Source organism: Sphingobacterium sp. SYP-B4668 (assembly GCF_027627455.1).
Lineage (GTDB): Bacteria > Bacteroidota > Bacteroidia > Sphingobacteriales > Sphingobacteriaceae > Sphingobacterium.
Map to the genome: position 1 here is coordinate 5,345,561 of NZ_CP115483.1, position 16,791 is coordinate 5,362,351.

Consider the following 16,791-nt stretch of genomic DNA (forward strand, 5'->3'; position numbering starts at 1 on the left):
ATGATTTATGCAAGCTACAGCACTTAATATTTTCAAATCCGAACAGCTCCTCGGGAGCAGCATATCCGAAGAGGTTTCACTTGTACCATTCCTGAATTATCTTCAGCAAAGGGCGCAAGTCCCCGATCCGAGCAAGCGTCTCATCCCAGCTTTCGTCCTTGACAAGTTAACAGAGCTACAACAGAAGTATGGAAGCATGTCCGCTTCCAATCACGAGCTATTTGCCGAAGGGCTCTATCTCATCTTCAACCTGACGACTTCTATGACGGGCGATGACGAACAGGCCCTATGGGGAATAGCATCTCCCATTAGCCAAACAGCCTTTTACGGCACCGACGCTTTTTATACGCTACTGACCCAACCCATCTTTACCGAGGACCAATTCAACAATCCCCCTATTACTGGATCTATTGCTCCCCATATCAGGCAGATGTATTCTTTAGTCTTGCAGCGGTTTTACGGCTTCCCCTTAACCGATACTCACAAACTATCTTACACCTTGAAAGATGACCACGGCAATCCACAAGCTTATTACGAACTTCATATCGATTATTCATTTGTCGACATTACCTATCGCGGCATCCTTCCAACGATTGATTATTCTCAACTCCGCAATCGAAATAAGAACGTCGAAGTTGACTGGTCTCAATTGATTGATGCATTAGATTTAAGCCAGTTCGAATTTTCAGGTTTCTCCATACTCTCACTCAAAGACATCACCGAAGAGCATGTCACGAGTCGAATCAAGTCCATGATGTCAAATTTGTCAATTTACGAGCCCAAGACCTATTTCTCCGAATTAGAACAGCATATTAAAACTTTCTTTGGGTCACAAGACATCAACTTCAGTCTATTTCCGCTCTTCTATCTCAACGGGGGAGCCATTTTAGACTCCGATTTTGCGCAGAAAAGCATCCTATTTGGTCCGTTTCAAAAATATATCAAGCAGTATGACCCCAATTTTCTAAGCCAATATCTCCAAATTCCATATTCTATCGTTTACAATTTAGTAGACGGTATGGACAATTCGGATACGCCTCTCCTACACACACTTCAAGAACAAGGTATTATGACATATCTAGCACTTCCGCTATATTACAACCATAGTCTCTCTGGGGTTCTTGAGATTTATTCCAGTAAAGAAGCCACGCTTGACAACACCATCCTTTCCAAACTAAGGCAACTCATTACCTTGTTATCTCAATTAGCTTTCGACCTTTCATTGGAATTCAAAAACAGATTAGACTCCGTTATCATTGAGCATTTCACGGCGCTTCAACCTGCCGTACAATGGAAGTTCAATGAAGTTGCCGCCGAGTACCTCGGCAAATTATTCTATCACAAGGAGAATTCCAGGATTCAGACCGTCCATTTTCCAAATGTATATCCGCTCTATGGAGCCATTGACGTCAGAGACTCGTCCGTGCTTCGAAACATAGCGATCAAAAAGGACTTCCAACAACAACACTTCGCATTAGAAAAATTAGTAAGTGACATCAGAAAAATATACGATCCAAGATCCACAAGAGAGTTCCATCTCCGTATACAACAATCCCAACACCTTCTAGAAATTAGCAGTTTTGACGAGGCCGTCATCAATGCTACCGATTTCCTACAAAACGAGACACCCTCTTTTTTTGCTGCACTTGCTGGTCAAAATCCAGTTGTTGATGGGCTTATCGCAGCCTATCATTGTAATAGTGAGCAACATCCAGATAACACCAATCGCTTTCAACGAGAATTTGAGACATCCATCCAACAACTTAATGCCATTATCAATGACGAGCTTGATGCTTTAAATGCCTTCATTCAAGGAAATTACCCCTCTTATTTTGAACGATTTAGGACTGACGGTGTTGAATACGACATCTACGTTGGATCATCCATCACCCCTCAACAAGTTTTTGATAACAACATTATTAGGATATTTAGACTTCAGCAACTCATTACAATGGCCAGGATTGGGGTCAAACTCCAACACATAAAATCCCATCTACCCCTTGCCCTTGAGACCACCCAACTTATATTCGTCAGTACCAACAATATCGACATCTCTTTTCGCAGTGACGAGCGCCGTTTTGATGTAGAGGGCTCTTACAATATCAGACATCAGATTATCAAAAAGCGATTGGACAAGATTAGGATCAAGGATACTTTGGAACGCCTTACGCAGCCCCAAAAGATTTCCATTGTATACTTTTCTGACCATGTTGTATCCGAATTAAAAGAAAGCATCCGCAATTTACAAACAGAGAGCCTCCTCGCACCAGGTATTGAGGATCTCGAACTGGAAAAAGTTCCAGGAGTAGATGGTCTCAGGGCATTAAGAGTGACTATTAATCTAGATTATTCCCTTTAATAACGAAGGGTGCGCATATTTATTTGACAAATTGCTTATACTTGAATCCAAATTAAGGTCATGACAGATGCCAACTATATTTATTACAGCGATCTTGTCGCCACCATGTTTTTCGCTATTTCAGGGGCCATGGCCGCCAATCGTAAAAACATAGACATGTTTGGCGCTACTTTTCTGGGTTTCGTTACCGCCATAGGAGGGGGTTCTCTTAGAGATATATTCCTCAATCTTCGGCCGGTTTGGGTAAATGATGGCAATTATCTAATTGCCATATTGATAGGAGTCATTATCGCCTTGTTAGCCAATGAAAGGTTAGATCGTTTTGCTCGGACACTATCTCTTTTCGATGCGATTGGTATTGGCTTTTTCACAATTGTTGGTGTCCAAAAGTCACTCACTTACGAAAGCACCGAAATTGCGGCTGTTGTCTTTGGAATGTTTACCGCTGTCATGGGAGGAGTCATTCGAGATACCCTTATGAATGAAACACCTTTAATCTTTCGTAAAGAAATATATGCCACCGCCTGCCTAGCAGGCGCAGTTTCCTTTATTCTGCTACGAAATACAGGAATGAATAATTCAGGTTGTGCATTTGTTGGTGCGGCCATTGTCTTTATCATACGCATGGTATCTATAAAATACCGATTATACCTTCCCGCCGTGGGTGAGTTAAAAAGACCTTTGTGATTCATCCAAGAGGGGAGACCCTTGGAGCTTTGATATAGCATCAAACATACACTTATCAGAGAAGAAAAAGCGTTAAGGAGTTCCCCTTAACGCTTTTTCTTCTCTAACGGAAATTTCATCTTGTATCCTACACGCACCATTCCCTTCGATATAGCATCCAGCTTGCTTTTCAGCATAGCTTTTTTCAGTGGGCCAAGTTTATCCGTAAATAGCTTTCCTTCCAGATGGTCGTATTCATGCTGCACCACTCTCGCCGCTAACCCCTTAAGTTCAATCTCTTGCTCTTCAAAGTTTTCATCAAGGTAGTTGATGACGACATCCGAGTAGCGGAATACCTCTTCATTAATATCCGGAATACTTAGACACCCCTCACTAAACCCCCATTTTTCCCCCTTCTCTTCTACTATGATCGGATTGATAAATACCTTTTTAAAGCCCTTCAATGATTGATCTTCATCATCGTCCTCTGCAAAGGGCGAAGCATCTATCACAAATAGACGAATAGGAACCCCGATTTGAGGTGCCGCTAGGCCTACACCATTTGCAGCATACATCGTATCAAACATATTTACGATTAATTCTTTAATTTGCGGATAATCTTCATCTATCTCTGCCGTCTTCTTTCTTAAGACAGGATCTCCATACGCTACTATTGGAAGTTTCATCTCTATTAATTTTGTGGGTACAAAGTTACCAATATTTTTTTTGAAAGTACTTTCTTTTCCACTCGCAGATACAATCGCATTCTTCTTCCACACACATTGATCCTCTACAAAAAATTCCTTAGACTCTTTTTTATCCCCTAATATGCCTTACTTTTGTCAATACAACCCACATGGATATGGATTCAGAGCACCACTCTTCTCAGTATTTTACACAGCAACTTTCAAGAGCATTGAATCAAGAGCTCTCCCTCTCGATAATACAACCAGGAGTCTTCGGTATCTCTGGCCCAACCTTTCCATTTCACATTTACATATACACGCATTTCATCGCGCAAAGAATATCCTCTACGATACATGACATCGACAACATACATATAGATGCTGAAGATATCCTCATCCAGCAACATAAGATAATCCAAAGGATAAAAACACTTGCTGGACAAGCCGTTCGTATATATGCTCGGCATACTGTTGTTGCCAGAATAGACAAAAAGATGAGCCTTGAATTTCAACAAGACCATCATCTTCAAAAAGCTGTAGCAGGCAAGTATCGTTATGGCCTATTTTTCAATGGTGATTTAGTTTCCATTGCGATTTTCTCAGGTGGCCGCCATATGGATGAAAGGCCTCTATCATACCGCTCCTTCGAGTTGATCCGATTTTGTCATAAACAAGGCATTATCGTCGTCGGCGGAATCAGCAAATTGATACAAGCCTTTCAAGCTGATTTTCATCCAGGAGATATCATGACCTATGCCGATCGAGATTGGAGTCAAGATTCCAGTCTTACCAAAATTGGCTTTCTAAAAAAAAGTCAGACCAGCCCCCAGCAATTTTGGTTTAATGGCCAAGAACGTCATACACTTACTCCATCCAACGAAGACGAGCTTAAGAAATTATATCCCTCTGGATATCCAAAGAGCAATAGTGGGAGTTTAAAAATGGTCCTAACATTATGAAAGCAAACCACAATTGTGTATATTTAACACAGTAAACTTGAGTCTAAACAGAAAAATACAAATTATAAATATGAAACGTAAACTACGCATGGGCATGGTGGGCGGAGGTAACGATGCCTTTATCGGAGCTGTACACCGTATTGCCGCCTTTATGGATGGAAAGATAGAATTGGTTTGTGGCGCCTTTAGCATTGACCCACAGATATCGAAGCAGTCAGGAGAAGATTTGTTCATTTCCCCTGATCGCGTCTATGAAAACTATGAAGAGATGATTACCAAAGAAGCTTCCCTCCCAGAGGGAGAGCGCATGGATTTTGTCACGATTGTCACTCCTAATTTTTTACATTTCGGCCCTGCAAAACTCGCCTTGGAAAATGGCTTTGACGTAGTCGTTGAAAAACCAATGACAGTTTCCTTAGAAGAAGCGGAAGAACTTCGAAGCATTGTAGAAAAGACAGGTCGTACACTTTGCCTTACCCATACCTATTCTGGTTATCCTATGGTCAAGCAGGCAAAAGCCATGGTCAAAGCAGGCCATTTCGGAAAGGTACGCAAGATTGTTGTTGAGTATCCTCAAGGTTGGTTGAGCCGCCTATCTGAACGAGAAGGCAATGCAGGTGCAGCATGGAGAGCAGATCCCAAGCGTTCAGGCAAATCACTCGTTATGGGTGATATCGGTACACACGCCGCGCATCTAGCCGAGTACGTATCTGGATTAAAAATAACCGAACTTTGCGCAGACTTGACAACATTTGTCGAAGGTCGATTATTGGATGATGATGGCTCTGTATTATTACGATTTGAAGGAGGTGCAAAGGGAGTACTCATGGCATCGCAAATTTCCGCAGGAGAGGAAAATGCTGTCCGCATTCGTATATACGGTGAAAAAGGAGGGTTAGAATGGGCTAACGAAGACCCCAACAACCTCATTATAAAAATGTTAGACCAACCTCGCCAACTCTACCGTACGGGCAATGCATATGCCGCACCTTACACCTTGAGTTCATTTGCCACTCACAATACACGTATTCCTGCCGGGCATCCAGAAGGCTTGTTAGAATCCTTCGCTAATATCTATCGTAACTTTGCACAGACCGTGTCCGCCAAACGTGATGGCGTCACACCATCTGCCGAATCTCTAGATTTTCCAAATGTCCAAGATGGAGTAAGAGGCATGGCCTTTATAGAAACCGTTGTCTTGAATAACGAAGGCAACGAAAAATGGACTAAATTTGTTGTGTGATAACTTCACTAGATAAACTACTTTCTTCATTGGAGCAACACCATGTTCCAATGAAGAAAATTATCACCATACTCGGACCCACCGCTTCCGGCAAGACCGCCCTCGCCGTCCAAGTTGCCAGGCATATTGGTGCCGAAATTATAAGTGCAGATTCCAGACAAGTGTATCGTCGAATGGACATTGGCACAGGAAAAGACCTTTTAGAATATCAAGATGTACCCTATCATCTTATTGACATTTGTGAACCAGGAGATAAATATCACCTCGGCCAATTCATACAAGACTTCCAACAAGCCCATCAACAAATATTAGCGCGCAATAAATACACTATTCTATGTGGCGGCACGGGTTTATACCTACAAAGCATTATCCAGCACAACAAATATGCTCTAACTCCCATTATCGAAGGTTTCAAAGATCAACTTATTAAGTGCCCCAAAGAAGACCTAATAAATACGTTATCCCATTACACCATTCCCTCGGATTTCCGCATTGACACCTCTACTAATAAAAGAATCGTTCGTGCTATTGAGATTCTCGAATTTTTAAAAATCCACCCCAATCATTCCCTTCAACAATCCCCTCCACAATCGATTGTATTTGGATTGAATCCTCCCGCAGAAGCAAGACGAAAGCAAATCAGCATCCGTCTACACGATCGTTTGAAGCAAGGACTTATACAAGAAGTTACCCATTTACTCGCGCAAGGATTACGACACGAAGATTTGCAGTATTATGGGTTAGAATACAAATATACCTCTCTGTACCTCCTTGGAGAGATAAATGAAGCCTATTTTATAGACAAGCTCGAGACAGAGATACACCGCTACGCCAAACGACAGATGACCTATTTCAGAAAGATGGAAAAGGACGGCATACACATTCACTGGATTTCCTCCACCTAGCCAATATCAAGATGTTGAAACATATCTCTCAATGCCAACATGCAGCCCACAATCACGATCAATAACCTGAGCAAACCACTACCTTCAAAGCCATCTTTAACTTCAGATACTGCCCATACGGCATAAGATGGGTTCCTTCTTACCGTTTGTCTTTTCCATTCCAATCTTTATACCCGTTTCATGAACCAATCATCTATCATAAAAAAAGGGCCGGTATCACTACCAGCCCTTTCAATGTCTTTTTTTCTATTATAACTTAATTTCTTCATCCTTAGCATTGAAGAAGTGAAACTCGGTTAAGCTGTAAGAAGCTATGGATTTAACTTTTATCCATCGTCCGTACTTCATTAACCACTTCCATCTCTTCGACACAAAACCAGATTTGATGTAGGCCTCTATATAAGGGTGCACACATAATGTTATTCCCTTATCGTTTTGCTCCTGAAGGATAAAACTCAAGTTACTTTCAATATCGTCCATTAAGACGATGCTTGATCGGATTTCGCCCGTCCCATCGCAGGTCGGACATTTTTCATTTGTCACTACGCTCATTTCTGGGCGCACACGTTGCCGTGTGATTTGCACCAAGCCAAATTTGCTCGGCGGCAATATAGTGTGTCTTGCGCGATCGACCAGCATACATTCCCTAAGGTAGGTAAACAGTTCCTTCCGATTGGTTGGTTTATGCATATCGATAAAGTCGATTACCACTATCCCTCCCATATCCCGCAGACGCAGTTGTCTTGCTATTTCGCGTGCAGCTTCTTTATTGACCAACAACGCGTTATCTTCTTGATTTTCTTTATTGGCAGTCCGGTTTCCGCTATTGACATCAACAACGTGCAGGGCCTCTGTGTGCTCTATTACCAAGTAGGCACCCCCTTGCAGATTGACCGTCTTACCAAAAGAGGCCTTAATTTGTTTCTCTACACCGAAATGTTCAAAGATAGGTTCCTTATGCTTATAAAGCTTTACTATCTTCTCCAAATCAGGCGATATCTCCTGCACATACGATTTTGTTTCCTCGTAGATGACGGGGTCATTAACATATATATGCGTAAACTCGTCCGTCAAGATATCGCGTAAGATGGTAGAAGCTCTATCCATCTCGCCCAATACCTTCTGGGGAGGTTCAGCAGATTTAAGGCGTTTGGTAAATAATTCCCATTTCGAAATCAGGTCTAATAAATCTTTCTGCAATTCATCAACACCTTTTCCTTCGGATACTGTCCGGATGATTACGCCAAAATTAGCCGGCTTTATTCCCTCGACTATTTTCTTAAGACGTGTCCTTTCAGCACTTCCTTTGATTCGCTTCGAAATAGAAACTGTACTTGAGAAAGGGACCAATACCACAAACCTTCCAGCGATCGACAAATCCGAGCTCAATCGTGGACCTTTTGTAGAGATAGGCTCTTTGGCTATCTGAACAGGCAATAGTACATTTCGGCTCAAGATATCCGAAATTTTGCCTGCCTTATCGATGTCCTTTTCTAACTTTAAACTATTGAGCAACTTCTCTTGATAGCTGCCATTCTTTACTATACGGGTAAGCTTGAGCAAAGATTGCACTTGAGGACCAAGGTCCAAATAATGCAAGAATGCATCCTTTTCGTAACCTACATCTACGAAAGCAGCATTAAGTCCAGGCATGATTTTCTTTATCCTTCCCAGATAAATATCTCCAACAGCAAAATTGTTGTTTGCCTGTTCCTTGTTTAATTCAACAAGCTGTTTGTCCTGTAGTAAAGCAATAGTTACCCCTTTATCTGGGGTAGAATCGATAATTAATTCCTTTACCAACAGCTACATATTTAAGATACCGACCCGACACAATCGTCAAGGCAGCATCAATGAAACATAAATCCCGTTTAATGAAAAAATACAATCCATGTTTCCACAACCGCAGATTCACAGATTGTACTCCGTTACTTCTGTTTATTGACCTCAGGACCACAAACATCCATAACTCACACAAGCCTATTTTTTCTTGTGTCTATTTTTTCTTAAACGTTTTTTACGCTTGTGTGTAGCCATTTTGTGTCTTTTTCTTTTTTTTCCGCTTGGCATAGCTCTAATGTTTTTAAATGATTATAAAATAATATGTTACTTACTTAATTCTTCGATACGTTTATCGATGAACTGAGAGAGAGAAGGATCAGAAGCCAGTTCTTTGCTTTTTTGAAAAGCAGCGATAGCATCACTCTTCATCCCAATGTTTTCATAGCCCGTGGCTAGATAAAAATATGACTCCGCATCCGGTTTCAATTCGATTACCGTCTTGAAACGTTCTACTGCTTTGTCAAATTGACGAGATTGCAATGAAAACAATCCCAACGTTTTGTTAGCTTCTAAATTTTTAGGCTCTTTTGCTATAACCTCTCTTAAAATTGCAATACCGGACATTGGATTATTCGTACCTGTTACCATTGCAGCCCCCAAACCAGTTTTAGCATCAAGGTTAGCACCATCCAGCTTAGTCGCTTCTTCAAATGCATGGATTGCACTTTTATTTAGCTCCATCGCCAAGGTCGTATCTTGAAGGTTCGTATAGGCCGCACGGTAAGCTTGTCCCGCTTTCAACCAGTATTCAAATTTTGGAGAAATCTTAGCCATTTCCTCATAAACCAATGCTTGAGGAGCAGGCTTTGCAACGTCATCCCACTTTTGTGCCAATTGTTGATAGAGGTCAACCTTTTCATCATCCGATGCTTTTTCGATTTTTGCTTCCAAATCAGCAATCTCCTGAATGATATTGGCATCCAATCCTTGTTTAGCAGATTGGGAAATTTCATCAAGACTAATAACAGAAGAAGCCCCGGTACTTGCTGTACGCGATGCTTCTTCTTTTCCATCTACCAAACCACTGATTGGCTGTGCCAACAATGCTCCTACAAGAAGAACAACGAGGGCTACGACGACAATCTGTTTGGTGTTTTTCATGATGAATCGTTTTTAAATAATATTATTTATTCCCGTTTTTAACTTTCTCTACAAAAACCTTTGCTGGTTTGAAGCTTGGAACAAAGTGTTCAGGAATAATGATTGCTGTGTTTTTTGAAATGTTTCTTGCAGTTTTTTCAGCTCTTTTTTTCACTACAAAACTTCCGAAACCTCTTACATAAACATTTTCTCCGCCGATCATAGCGTTTTTAACCACCTTGAAGAATGCTTCAACTGTCTCTTGTACATCTACCTTCTCTAAACCCGTTTTGTTAGAGATTTCCGCGATAATTTCTGCTTTAGTCATATCTATTATTACTGTATTATTTTGTATTTCAACCCTTAGGCACACAGCACTTTGGGGACGCAAAGGTATTGCTTTAAAATGAGCTTTGGAAATTATTTATGCGTTTTTTAATGAAAATGACTGCAAATACGCAAGACATTTTCCCTGACTACTCAAAATCACAAAAATTTACCTAAGCAAATAAGCCACAAAAATACAGTTTTTTATACTGAATATCAAAGAGTTATTTTAAAAACATTCATTCCACGTGAAACGGATTTTTTACAAGCAACTTTATTAGCATCATCTATGTTTAAACGTTCAGTATTCGACTCTCCAACATTGTACTATCCAAAAATAAATAGCACATAATCCGCACTCCCCTCTCAGTAAAAGACATTGACCAAGCCGGCCAATCGTTCCAAATCCCCTTGCCGATGCTGGCCACTGATTACAATGCGGTTCAGCAAGGGATCATCCTCCAGTGGATAGGGGAAACTTGATATCAATATCTTGTTCCTAACCAAATAGTCGTACAATTCAGCATCCCCAGAAGTAAATACAGCAAACTGAGCTGTATGGTTCAGTTGACTTCCCGCCAAATTTGCGAATTGTGAAATATTACGCTGAAGCTTTTCGAATTGATCCCCATATATTTGTTCTCCGTGCAATAGCGCATATATCGCAGCAGGTGCCCCAGGAGATGCCCCTGTAAAAAAAGTAGACCGCCTAAGTTCTGAGATTGTCGCTTTCTTTCCAAATATAACCCCAGCATCAGTCCCCATCCCCTTCGCAAGTGAAGCCACGACCAGCACTTCGATATGCTCGGGCAAATGAGCAATATCTACCGATGGTCTATTAAAATTCACCACACCTATCCCATGCGAATCATCCAACAGCAAGGTTATTTTTTTACAAACATCGATATCTCGGAGTAATCCGAAATCGTACATCATCGGCGTCATATTGTCCATCGCATTGCTGATTAGCACAAACGAAGTTTCGGAAGAACCATTGATATAACGAACAGTATCCGCTATCCAATCTTCAAAAGCACCACCTCTTCTTGGATTGCCCCCCAACCATAGTGCAGGATGACTGTGAGGAGCATACAAAATTTCTCCCTTTTCAACCAATCCTTTCACCGTAAGCTGGCCAGCGAGATAGCCGCTAGATAACAAAATTGCATCCTCAAATCCAAATCGCGACGCCACTACAGACTCCGCTTCGCCATATATCCCCAACTGCACATTGTTGTTCCTAGAGGTTCCATTATTAAGACCTAATTTCCGAATACCCTCCACGTACAACTCAATATATGCCGCGTGATTCAATAAGCCTAGATAGGCCGTTCCTCCGAAAAACAAATACTCATCATCTTCCATCTGAATCGATCGTCCCGTAGGTTGACTTAACTGTCTAAAAGTATTCATTATTGAAACTAGGTTTATACACGGCTTGTAACTTGTAGCATCCAATAACTTTCGCTGCCCAATTTACGAACAAAGCCCCCAAAGACAAATACTTTGAAGGCTTTCTTTTGTGACCCCGCTGAGGCTCGAACTCAGGACCCACAGATTAAGAGTCTGTTGCTCTACCAACTGAGCTACGAAGTCATTTCTTTCCTTACCGAATGCAAAACAAAGTTACAGTTGTACATGACAAAACCAAACGTTTTTTTCATTTTTTTCAGTAAAATTCTACACAACAAAATATAGAAAAATTCCATCGCCAAATCAACACGGGTGGCAACCCACATATCCACTAACGGATAAAAAAGTTAAGCGGAATATTGACGCTAATAGACCCCGTCAATCCATCTATCTTCTTGAAACCCGATTTTTGATTGACATCAAAACCATACCCCACTCCAATATCCACCAGAGACATCAAACTGATTCCAACCTTAGGCGTAATCGTATAAGGAGTAGCTTCAGCTTTTAGAAAAGGCCATATTCCGCTATCGCTAAGATAATAGGTAATCCCTAGTTCGGGGATTACAGTTGTACGATTCATCATCCATGTCAGATTTGCGCCAGCATCAATCTTCATATATTGATGGTCATTAGGAGCAAAGAGCCCCCATCCAGACAATTTTAAGAAATTGCCACTTTGATACTGATATCCAATTGAAGGTCCCCATATCCAAGAAGTGCCAGTCCGCTGTTGCGGACGGATATCCTGCGCAAAAGAGGAGATTGTAACCACAGCCGATACTATCGAAAGAAATATCTTCTTCATATCAAGGGATTTTAATGTACACTAATTTACGACATATAATGACATTATTGACATTCCAAATAAATTAAAAAACAACTAGCTTTTTCTTATCAAAGTCCGGATTAAACAAATTCCTCCCCTTAACAAAAAATTCATATTGGGTTGATTCATCTTTTAGCTAAATTTGAAAGACAAAATATTAAAAGACAAATGGATTACTGCAATTATTTACGAACCTACACCATTAGAGTGGTATTGCTCCTATTAACATGCTCAAGCCTACACGTCCATGCCCAATTTGGCAAACTTGGGGACCTGGTCAACAAGAGTGTCAGTAAGGCCCTCAACAGCACGCAACTCAAAATGTTGAAGACAGACCCCATCACAACCAATTTCGATGATTGTAATCAAGACGACCTCCTTCCTTTGGACTTTGGAAGTGATTCCGTCAAGACCCCGCTCTGCGACCTTCACTCTGACTACTCCACCACTACAGGGTTTCGGTTAAAACCAGGATTCTACATCGGTACATTTAAGAGCTTCTGTCTACAAGCGGGCACTTATGGTCCCACTAAAGGCGATGGTTATCTATTTGCACCTCTCGCTGGCCCAAAAGAGAAGACGGCGAGAACACTTATTGCCAATTGGGAAAACCATCCCGAAATAGAACAATCCCAGGTTCAACTTTTACTATGGGCGCTTATTGCCAAGACTAATTTCTCCAAACTATCTCCTCAACTACAAGCCACCGCAGCTGTCCTACTCAGCCAAAACGACCTTAGCGCATTAGGAAGTTCCGTGATTGACTACCTTAGCGAAGAAGCCATACAGTCTGTCACCACCAACCTCCCCGAACCCGCCAAAACCATCATCGAAATCGAAAATAAGATTAGAGGTCTCATGTATCAAGCCAATGCCTCCTATCAGGACATTGAAAATCTTGCCATGCTTACAGGCGCCGCACCGACAAACGAAAAATTCCCCAGAGGGGTTTGGAGCCGTCATCCCGATGGATATTATATCAAATACCTTCCTACAAGCTACGCTAAGACTACCGTAGAAATTTACATACCACAGCAAATCGAATACATAGATTTCTTTCCAACAGGCGATGTCGCCGTGCCCGCTTCGCGCGGCTCACAGCGACTAGGCCAATCTAATGTACTTATCTGCGAAAATGACTAAATAGAAAAAGAGAGCCCAATCAAGCTCCCTTTTTTATTATTTCAAATCATTAATAATTTCCTGTATTGCCCTTTCAAGTTGAGGATCTCGCTCCTCTATCCGGTCCACAAAGGTATTCCTGACGGCAATGTCTGGAGAGACCCCCGTCAATTCCAAGTCCTTTCCGTCCAACGTATAACAGCCCCAAGCGGGCACCCGATACATCGAGCCATCCACTAGGCCCTTTGCCGACGTAAAAATAATCCAACGATAAGTCTCTGTTCCAATAATTTTTCCCAATTTCAACTCCTTGAAGCCCGCCGCTGTCATCTCAGCATCACTCAAAGACTGCTCATTGATCAACAGTACAATCGGCTTGGCCGCGGGAGCAAAGTTACTCTGCGGCGATCGTTTACCATCCCTATACTGCCAATGTAAATACGGCCGTTGTGACAAAAACCGCAGCACCTCGTCATGCACATTGCCTCCAGTGTTGTAACGAAGATCTAAGATAATAGCTTCCTTATTATTCTCTTGCTCTGCCATGTCCAATAAAAATTGCTCCAGCTGCTCCCCGCCCATATTTTTCATATGCGAGTAAGCAATTCGGTTCTTGCTCAAAGCGTCTACCCTCGACCGATTTCCCTTAATCCATTCGTCATACAATTGTTCCCTTTGCGTCGTCGTAGATTGTGGCCTTATATTAGTCTTGACCTTCTTTCCATCACGAACGAATGTTAACTCCAATTCCTCCGCAAGGGATGGTTGCGTAAAGTAAAAGTCTCGATCCATCGATTTATCCAGTTTTCGTCCATTTATTTCCACCAGCTGATCTCCCACCTTTACATCCACACCCTTTCTCCCCGCAGGTCCTCTTTGGATGATTTGCGACACCTTATAGGGATCTTTTTGGTCATATAATATTCCTGTTTCATTCGTCACATACACAAAGTTTCTTCGCTCCTCAGGACCAGACGAATTGAAGCCCAAATGTGAGGCATTCAACTCTCCCAGCATATCGTTCAATAGAATCCGAAGGTCTGACCTATTATTGATATTTGGGAGGTAAGCCTCATACCTTCTCTTTATTCCCTCCCAATCCACTCCGTGAAATGTTCCGTCGTAAAAATTTTCCTCAATTCCAGCCCATGTTTCGTAAAACATTTGTGCAAACTCCTTTTCCAGATTACGTTGAAATTTCAATGATACTTCCACTTTATCAAGCTTATTGGCCTCCAAATTATATTTTTGGATACCTCCGCGGCTCAACGCGTAATATTTCCCTCCCGATTCAAAAAAAGAATTCACCCCGCCATCGACCACCTTTTCCGTCTTATTTGGAACAAAGGGCTCCATCACCGTCCTATATAGCGCCCCACGCCCTTCATGATTAGAAGAGAAGAATAGGTACGTCTTATCGCCCTTCTTAAATACAGATGGATTGTACTGCGATCCGAACGCTGGACTCGCCAATGTAATACGATCCATTAGCCCTTGTGTATCTATCATCACCATCGGTTTTATGGTTGAGGCAGCCTTCGTCTCATCCTTCTTATCTTGACCATTCTTCTTCACCGCCGTAGAGTCGCGCTTCGTGTTGCTCGACTCGTCAAACAACTCATCAAACTTAGCGCTGCGGTAGTCTTCATCAAAATCCTCCAAAGCCATCCTATAAATCCTAGCATTTTGCATACCAGTAGGGTAGGAGGGCTTCGTCCTATTACTCGCAAAGTAAATATACTTCCCATCTGGCGACCAAGCAGGCGAAGTTTCGGATACTCCGGTGTTCGTCAAATTAATAGTACTATTTGTTTTCAAGTGATGTACCAAGATATCCTGCTCAAAATTACGGTACGCTGTGAACAATACATATTCGCCATCTGGGGAGAATGACGGAGACGAATTTTGAAAAGCCCAAATTTCATCCTTCACAATAGTTTTGCTTTTTAAGCTCGTTAAATCCAGCAAGCGCACTTCATCACGACCACTGAGGTATACCGCCTGCGTCCGTTCCTTATTAAATGCGATATCTCTATTATTACGATGGTCCTGCGTAAGCTGTTTCTCTCCACCTTTTCCATCGGCAGTCGTCGTAAACCAGTTTAAGTACCCCTCGTACGTCTGGCTATAGAGTAATGTCTTGTTGTCCTTTAACCAACTCACCTCCATTACTCTTTCACCGTGGCTTGGCATCTGTCTAACAAATTTCCCATCAATATCACTCACAAACAGTTCACCCCTAGACACAAATGCCATCTTCTTTCCATCCACCGAAACGTCCAGATAACTAACATTATCTTTGATATCGAATTCCTGCTGCTTCCCTAAAACCTGATTTCTACTCAGGGAGATTTTAGGCTGTATAGTCTTTTTAGTTTCGACATCATAAACAAACAGTTGGTAATCCTTTTCAAACACCACCTTCGCTCCATTTGCCGATACAACCGGTCGCTTGATTGAGGTTGAAAATTTTGTCAATGCCACCTTCTTGTCGTTCGCAAATGTATAAAGGTTAAATTCATCGCTCCCTTCATCAGAAGCGAAATAGATATTCCCCTTTAAATCCACACTCGCCCAAAAATCTTTGCCTTCATAATCCGTATACTGTTTAAACACTTTGCTTTTCAGGTTATAAGAAAGAATATCAGGATTGAAAGCTCCTTTATAGCGTTTTCGATTCGCTGACGAATAGCTCTCCCAAGAATCGTTGAACAACAATTCCCCTTTTGGAGACTCTACCACATTGTGTATGGTATTAAAATAATGAGGAAAGAGCCTTTCGGCAGTACCTCCGCCAATATTCACCCTATAACTTGTAAACCTATTGTAGCGGGAGGACGTAAAATAGATTGATTGACTATCCCAACTCCAACTATCTACTTCATCTCCAGCATCGTGATACGTCAATTGCTTGATATCTCCTCCCTCCATCGGCATCGTATAGACATCCATATTTCCATTTTGACTTGAGGAGAAAGCAAGCCACTTCCCATCGGGAGATATCCTTGGTGCAATTTCGTTTCCTGACATCGCAGTCAAACGTAGAGCGAGCCCCCCTTCAGAAGGTACCCGCCACAGGTCTCCATCGTAACTAAACACAACGGTATTTCCATCTGGACTTAGTGTAGGATAAGACAAAAATGAGACCGGTGATTGAGCGTGAGCCCCAAGCAGACTACCGAAAGAAAGTCCCAATGAACACAGAAAAACTTTTATCATGCAAAAATAGGTTATACTGTTTTATAATCTCTAAGCACCAAATTTAACATACTAATTCTGTTTAAACTCGCTTCTCCATCAAGTATTTGTTTTTTTACAATCACTTGCCGAGCCTAACAAGCTATTACAACCCGGAAGAAC

14 protein-coding genes and 1 tRNA gene are annotated in these 16,791 nt (G+C 41.7%); 6 read left to right on the forward strand and 9 right to left on the reverse strand.

From position 1 onward, the window contains the following. The first annotated feature begins 7 nt into the window (after positions 1 to 7). Positions 8 to 2,359: a GAF domain-containing protein gene (locus OQ289_RS21765; RefSeq protein ID WP_270088796.1), complete on the forward strand. Its 2,352-nt coding sequence runs from the start codon at positions 8 to 10 to the stop codon at positions 2,357 to 2,359. A 60-nt stretch (positions 2,360 to 2,419) separates the two neighbouring features. Beyond that, positions 2,420 to 3,046: a trimeric intracellular cation channel family protein gene (locus tag OQ289_RS21770; protein WP_270088797.1), complete on the forward strand. Its 627-nt coding sequence runs from the start codon at positions 2,420 to 2,422 to the stop codon at positions 3,044 to 3,046. 86 nt (positions 3,047 to 3,132) lie between these two features. Here the strand turns inward: OQ289_RS21770 and def are convergent, their stop codons facing one another. Then, complete coding sequence (def, locus tag OQ289_RS21775; protein ID WP_270088798.1) at positions 3,133 to 3,711, reverse strand: peptide deformylase; 579 nt, start codon at positions 3,709 to 3,711, stop codon at positions 3,133 to 3,135. 176 nt (positions 3,712 to 3,887) lie between these two features. On the opposite strand from def, the gene OQ289_RS21780 reads away from it, so the two are divergent. The 3 genes from OQ289_RS21780 (at position 3,888) to miaA (ending at position 6,818) form a co-directional block, all read left to right on the forward strand. After that, positions 3,888 to 4,670, forward strand: coding sequence for a hypothetical protein (locus OQ289_RS21780; RefSeq protein WP_270088799.1), 783 nt, complete (start codon positions 3,888 to 3,890; stop codon positions 4,668 to 4,670). Positions 4,671 to 4,740: 70 nt separating this feature from the next. Beyond that, positions 4,741 to 5,913, forward strand: a complete 1,173-nt coding sequence (locus OQ289_RS21785; protein ID WP_033563891.1) for a Gfo/Idh/MocA family protein — start codon at positions 4,741 to 4,743, stop codon at positions 5,911 to 5,913. Between the two features lie 50 nt (positions 5,914 to 5,963). Then, a complete protein-coding gene (gene miaA, locus OQ289_RS21790; RefSeq protein ID WP_270088800.1) occupies positions 5,964 to 6,818 on the forward strand; it encodes a tRNA (adenosine(37)-N6)-dimethylallyltransferase MiaA in 855 nt (284 codons plus the stop codon). Here miaA and OQ289_RS21795 read toward each other — a convergent pair. The 7 genes from OQ289_RS21795 to OQ289_RS21830 all read right to left on the reverse strand — a co-directional run bounded on the left by OQ289_RS21795 (position 6,815) and on the right by OQ289_RS21830 (position 12,288). Beyond that, positions 6,815 to 6,982, reverse strand: coding sequence for a hypothetical protein (locus tag OQ289_RS21795; protein ID WP_270088801.1), 168 nt, complete (start codon positions 6,980 to 6,982; stop codon positions 6,815 to 6,817). The two genes, miaA and OQ289_RS21795, sit on opposite strands and share 4 nt — an antisense overlap. Before the next feature lie 85 nt (positions 6,983 to 7,067). Further along, complete coding sequence (locus OQ289_RS21800; protein ID WP_270088802.1) at positions 7,068 to 8,621, reverse strand: Rne/Rng family ribonuclease; 1,554 nt, start codon at positions 8,619 to 8,621, stop codon at positions 7,068 to 7,070. A gap of 303 nt (positions 8,622 to 8,924) precedes the next feature. After that, positions 8,925 to 9,761, reverse strand: coding sequence for a tetratricopeptide repeat protein (locus OQ289_RS21810; protein ID WP_033563889.1), 837 nt, complete (start codon positions 9,759 to 9,761; stop codon positions 8,925 to 8,927). 22 nt (positions 9,762 to 9,783) lie between these two features. After that, positions 9,784 to 10,068, reverse strand: a complete 285-nt coding sequence (locus OQ289_RS21815; protein WP_033563994.1) for an HU family DNA-binding protein — start codon at positions 10,066 to 10,068, stop codon at positions 9,784 to 9,786. 365 nt (positions 10,069 to 10,433) lie between these two features. Next, the gene (locus tag OQ289_RS21820) at positions 10,434 to 11,480 is read right to left on the reverse strand and encodes an aminotransferase class I/II-fold pyridoxal phosphate-dependent enzyme (protein ID WP_270088803.1); all 1,047 of its coding nucleotides are present in this window, start codon (positions 11,478 to 11,480) and stop codon (positions 10,434 to 10,436) included. Positions 11,481 to 11,590: 110 nt separating this feature from the next. Beyond that, positions 11,591 to 11,663, reverse strand: a tRNA-Lys gene (locus OQ289_RS21825). 148 nt (positions 11,664 to 11,811) lie between these two features. Further along, positions 11,812 to 12,288, reverse strand: coding sequence for a hypothetical protein (locus tag OQ289_RS21830; protein WP_270088804.1), 477 nt, complete (start codon positions 12,286 to 12,288; stop codon positions 11,812 to 11,814). 189 nt (positions 12,289 to 12,477) lie between these two features. Here OQ289_RS21830 and OQ289_RS21835 point away from each other — a divergent pair, with 189 nt between their 5' ends. After that, positions 12,478 to 13,452 carry a hypothetical protein gene (locus OQ289_RS21835; RefSeq protein ID WP_270088805.1) on the forward strand — a complete coding sequence of 325 codons (975 nt, stop codon included), beginning with the start codon at positions 12,478 to 12,480 and terminating at the stop codon, positions 13,450 to 13,452. A gap of 36 nt (positions 13,453 to 13,488) precedes the next feature. Here the strand turns inward: OQ289_RS21835 and OQ289_RS21840 are convergent, their stop codons facing one another. After that, positions 13,489 to 16,650: a S41 family peptidase gene (locus OQ289_RS21840; protein ID WP_270088806.1), complete on the reverse strand. Its 3,162-nt coding sequence runs from the start codon at positions 16,648 to 16,650 to the stop codon at positions 13,489 to 13,491. Positions 16,651 to 16,791 lie beyond the last annotated feature (141 nt).

Coding starts and splice junctions, on each gene's coding strand:
- OQ289_RS21765 (WP_270088796.1), top strand. CDS start 8: ATGCAAGCTACAGCACTTAATATTTTCAAATCCGAACAGCTCCTCGGG.
- OQ289_RS21770 (WP_270088797.1), top strand. CDS start 2,420: ATGACAGATGCCAACTATATTTATTACAGCGATCTTGTCGCCACCATG.
- def (WP_270088798.1), bottom strand. CDS start 3,711: ATGAAACTTCCAATAGTAGCGTATGGAGATCCTGTCTTAAGAAAGAAG.
- OQ289_RS21780 (WP_270088799.1), top strand. CDS start 3,888: ATGGATTCAGAGCACCACTCTTCTCAGTATTTTACACAGCAACTTTCA.
- OQ289_RS21785 (WP_033563891.1), top strand. CDS start 4,741: ATGAAACGTAAACTACGCATGGGCATGGTGGGCGGAGGTAACGATGCC.
- miaA (WP_270088800.1), top strand. CDS start 5,964: ATGAAGAAAATTATCACCATACTCGGACCCACCGCTTCCGGCAAGACC.
- OQ289_RS21810 (WP_033563889.1), bottom strand. CDS start 9,761: ATGAAAAACACCAAACAGATTGTCGTCGTAGCCCTCGTTGTTCTTCTT.
- OQ289_RS21815 (WP_033563994.1), bottom strand. CDS start 10,068: ATGACTAAAGCAGAAATTATCGCGGAAATCTCTAACAAAACGGGTTTA.
- OQ289_RS21820 (WP_270088803.1), bottom strand. CDS start 11,480: ATGAATACTTTTAGACAGTTAAGTCAACCTACGGGACGATCGATTCAG.
- OQ289_RS21830 (WP_270088804.1), bottom strand. CDS start 12,288: ATGAAGAAGATATTTCTTTCGATAGTATCGGCTGTGGTTACAATCTCC.
- OQ289_RS21835 (WP_270088805.1), top strand. CDS start 12,478: ATGGATTACTGCAATTATTTACGAACCTACACCATTAGAGTGGTATTG.
- OQ289_RS21840 (WP_270088806.1), bottom strand. CDS start 16,650: ATGATAAAAGTTTTTCTGTGTTCATTGGGACTTTCTTTCGGTAGTCTG.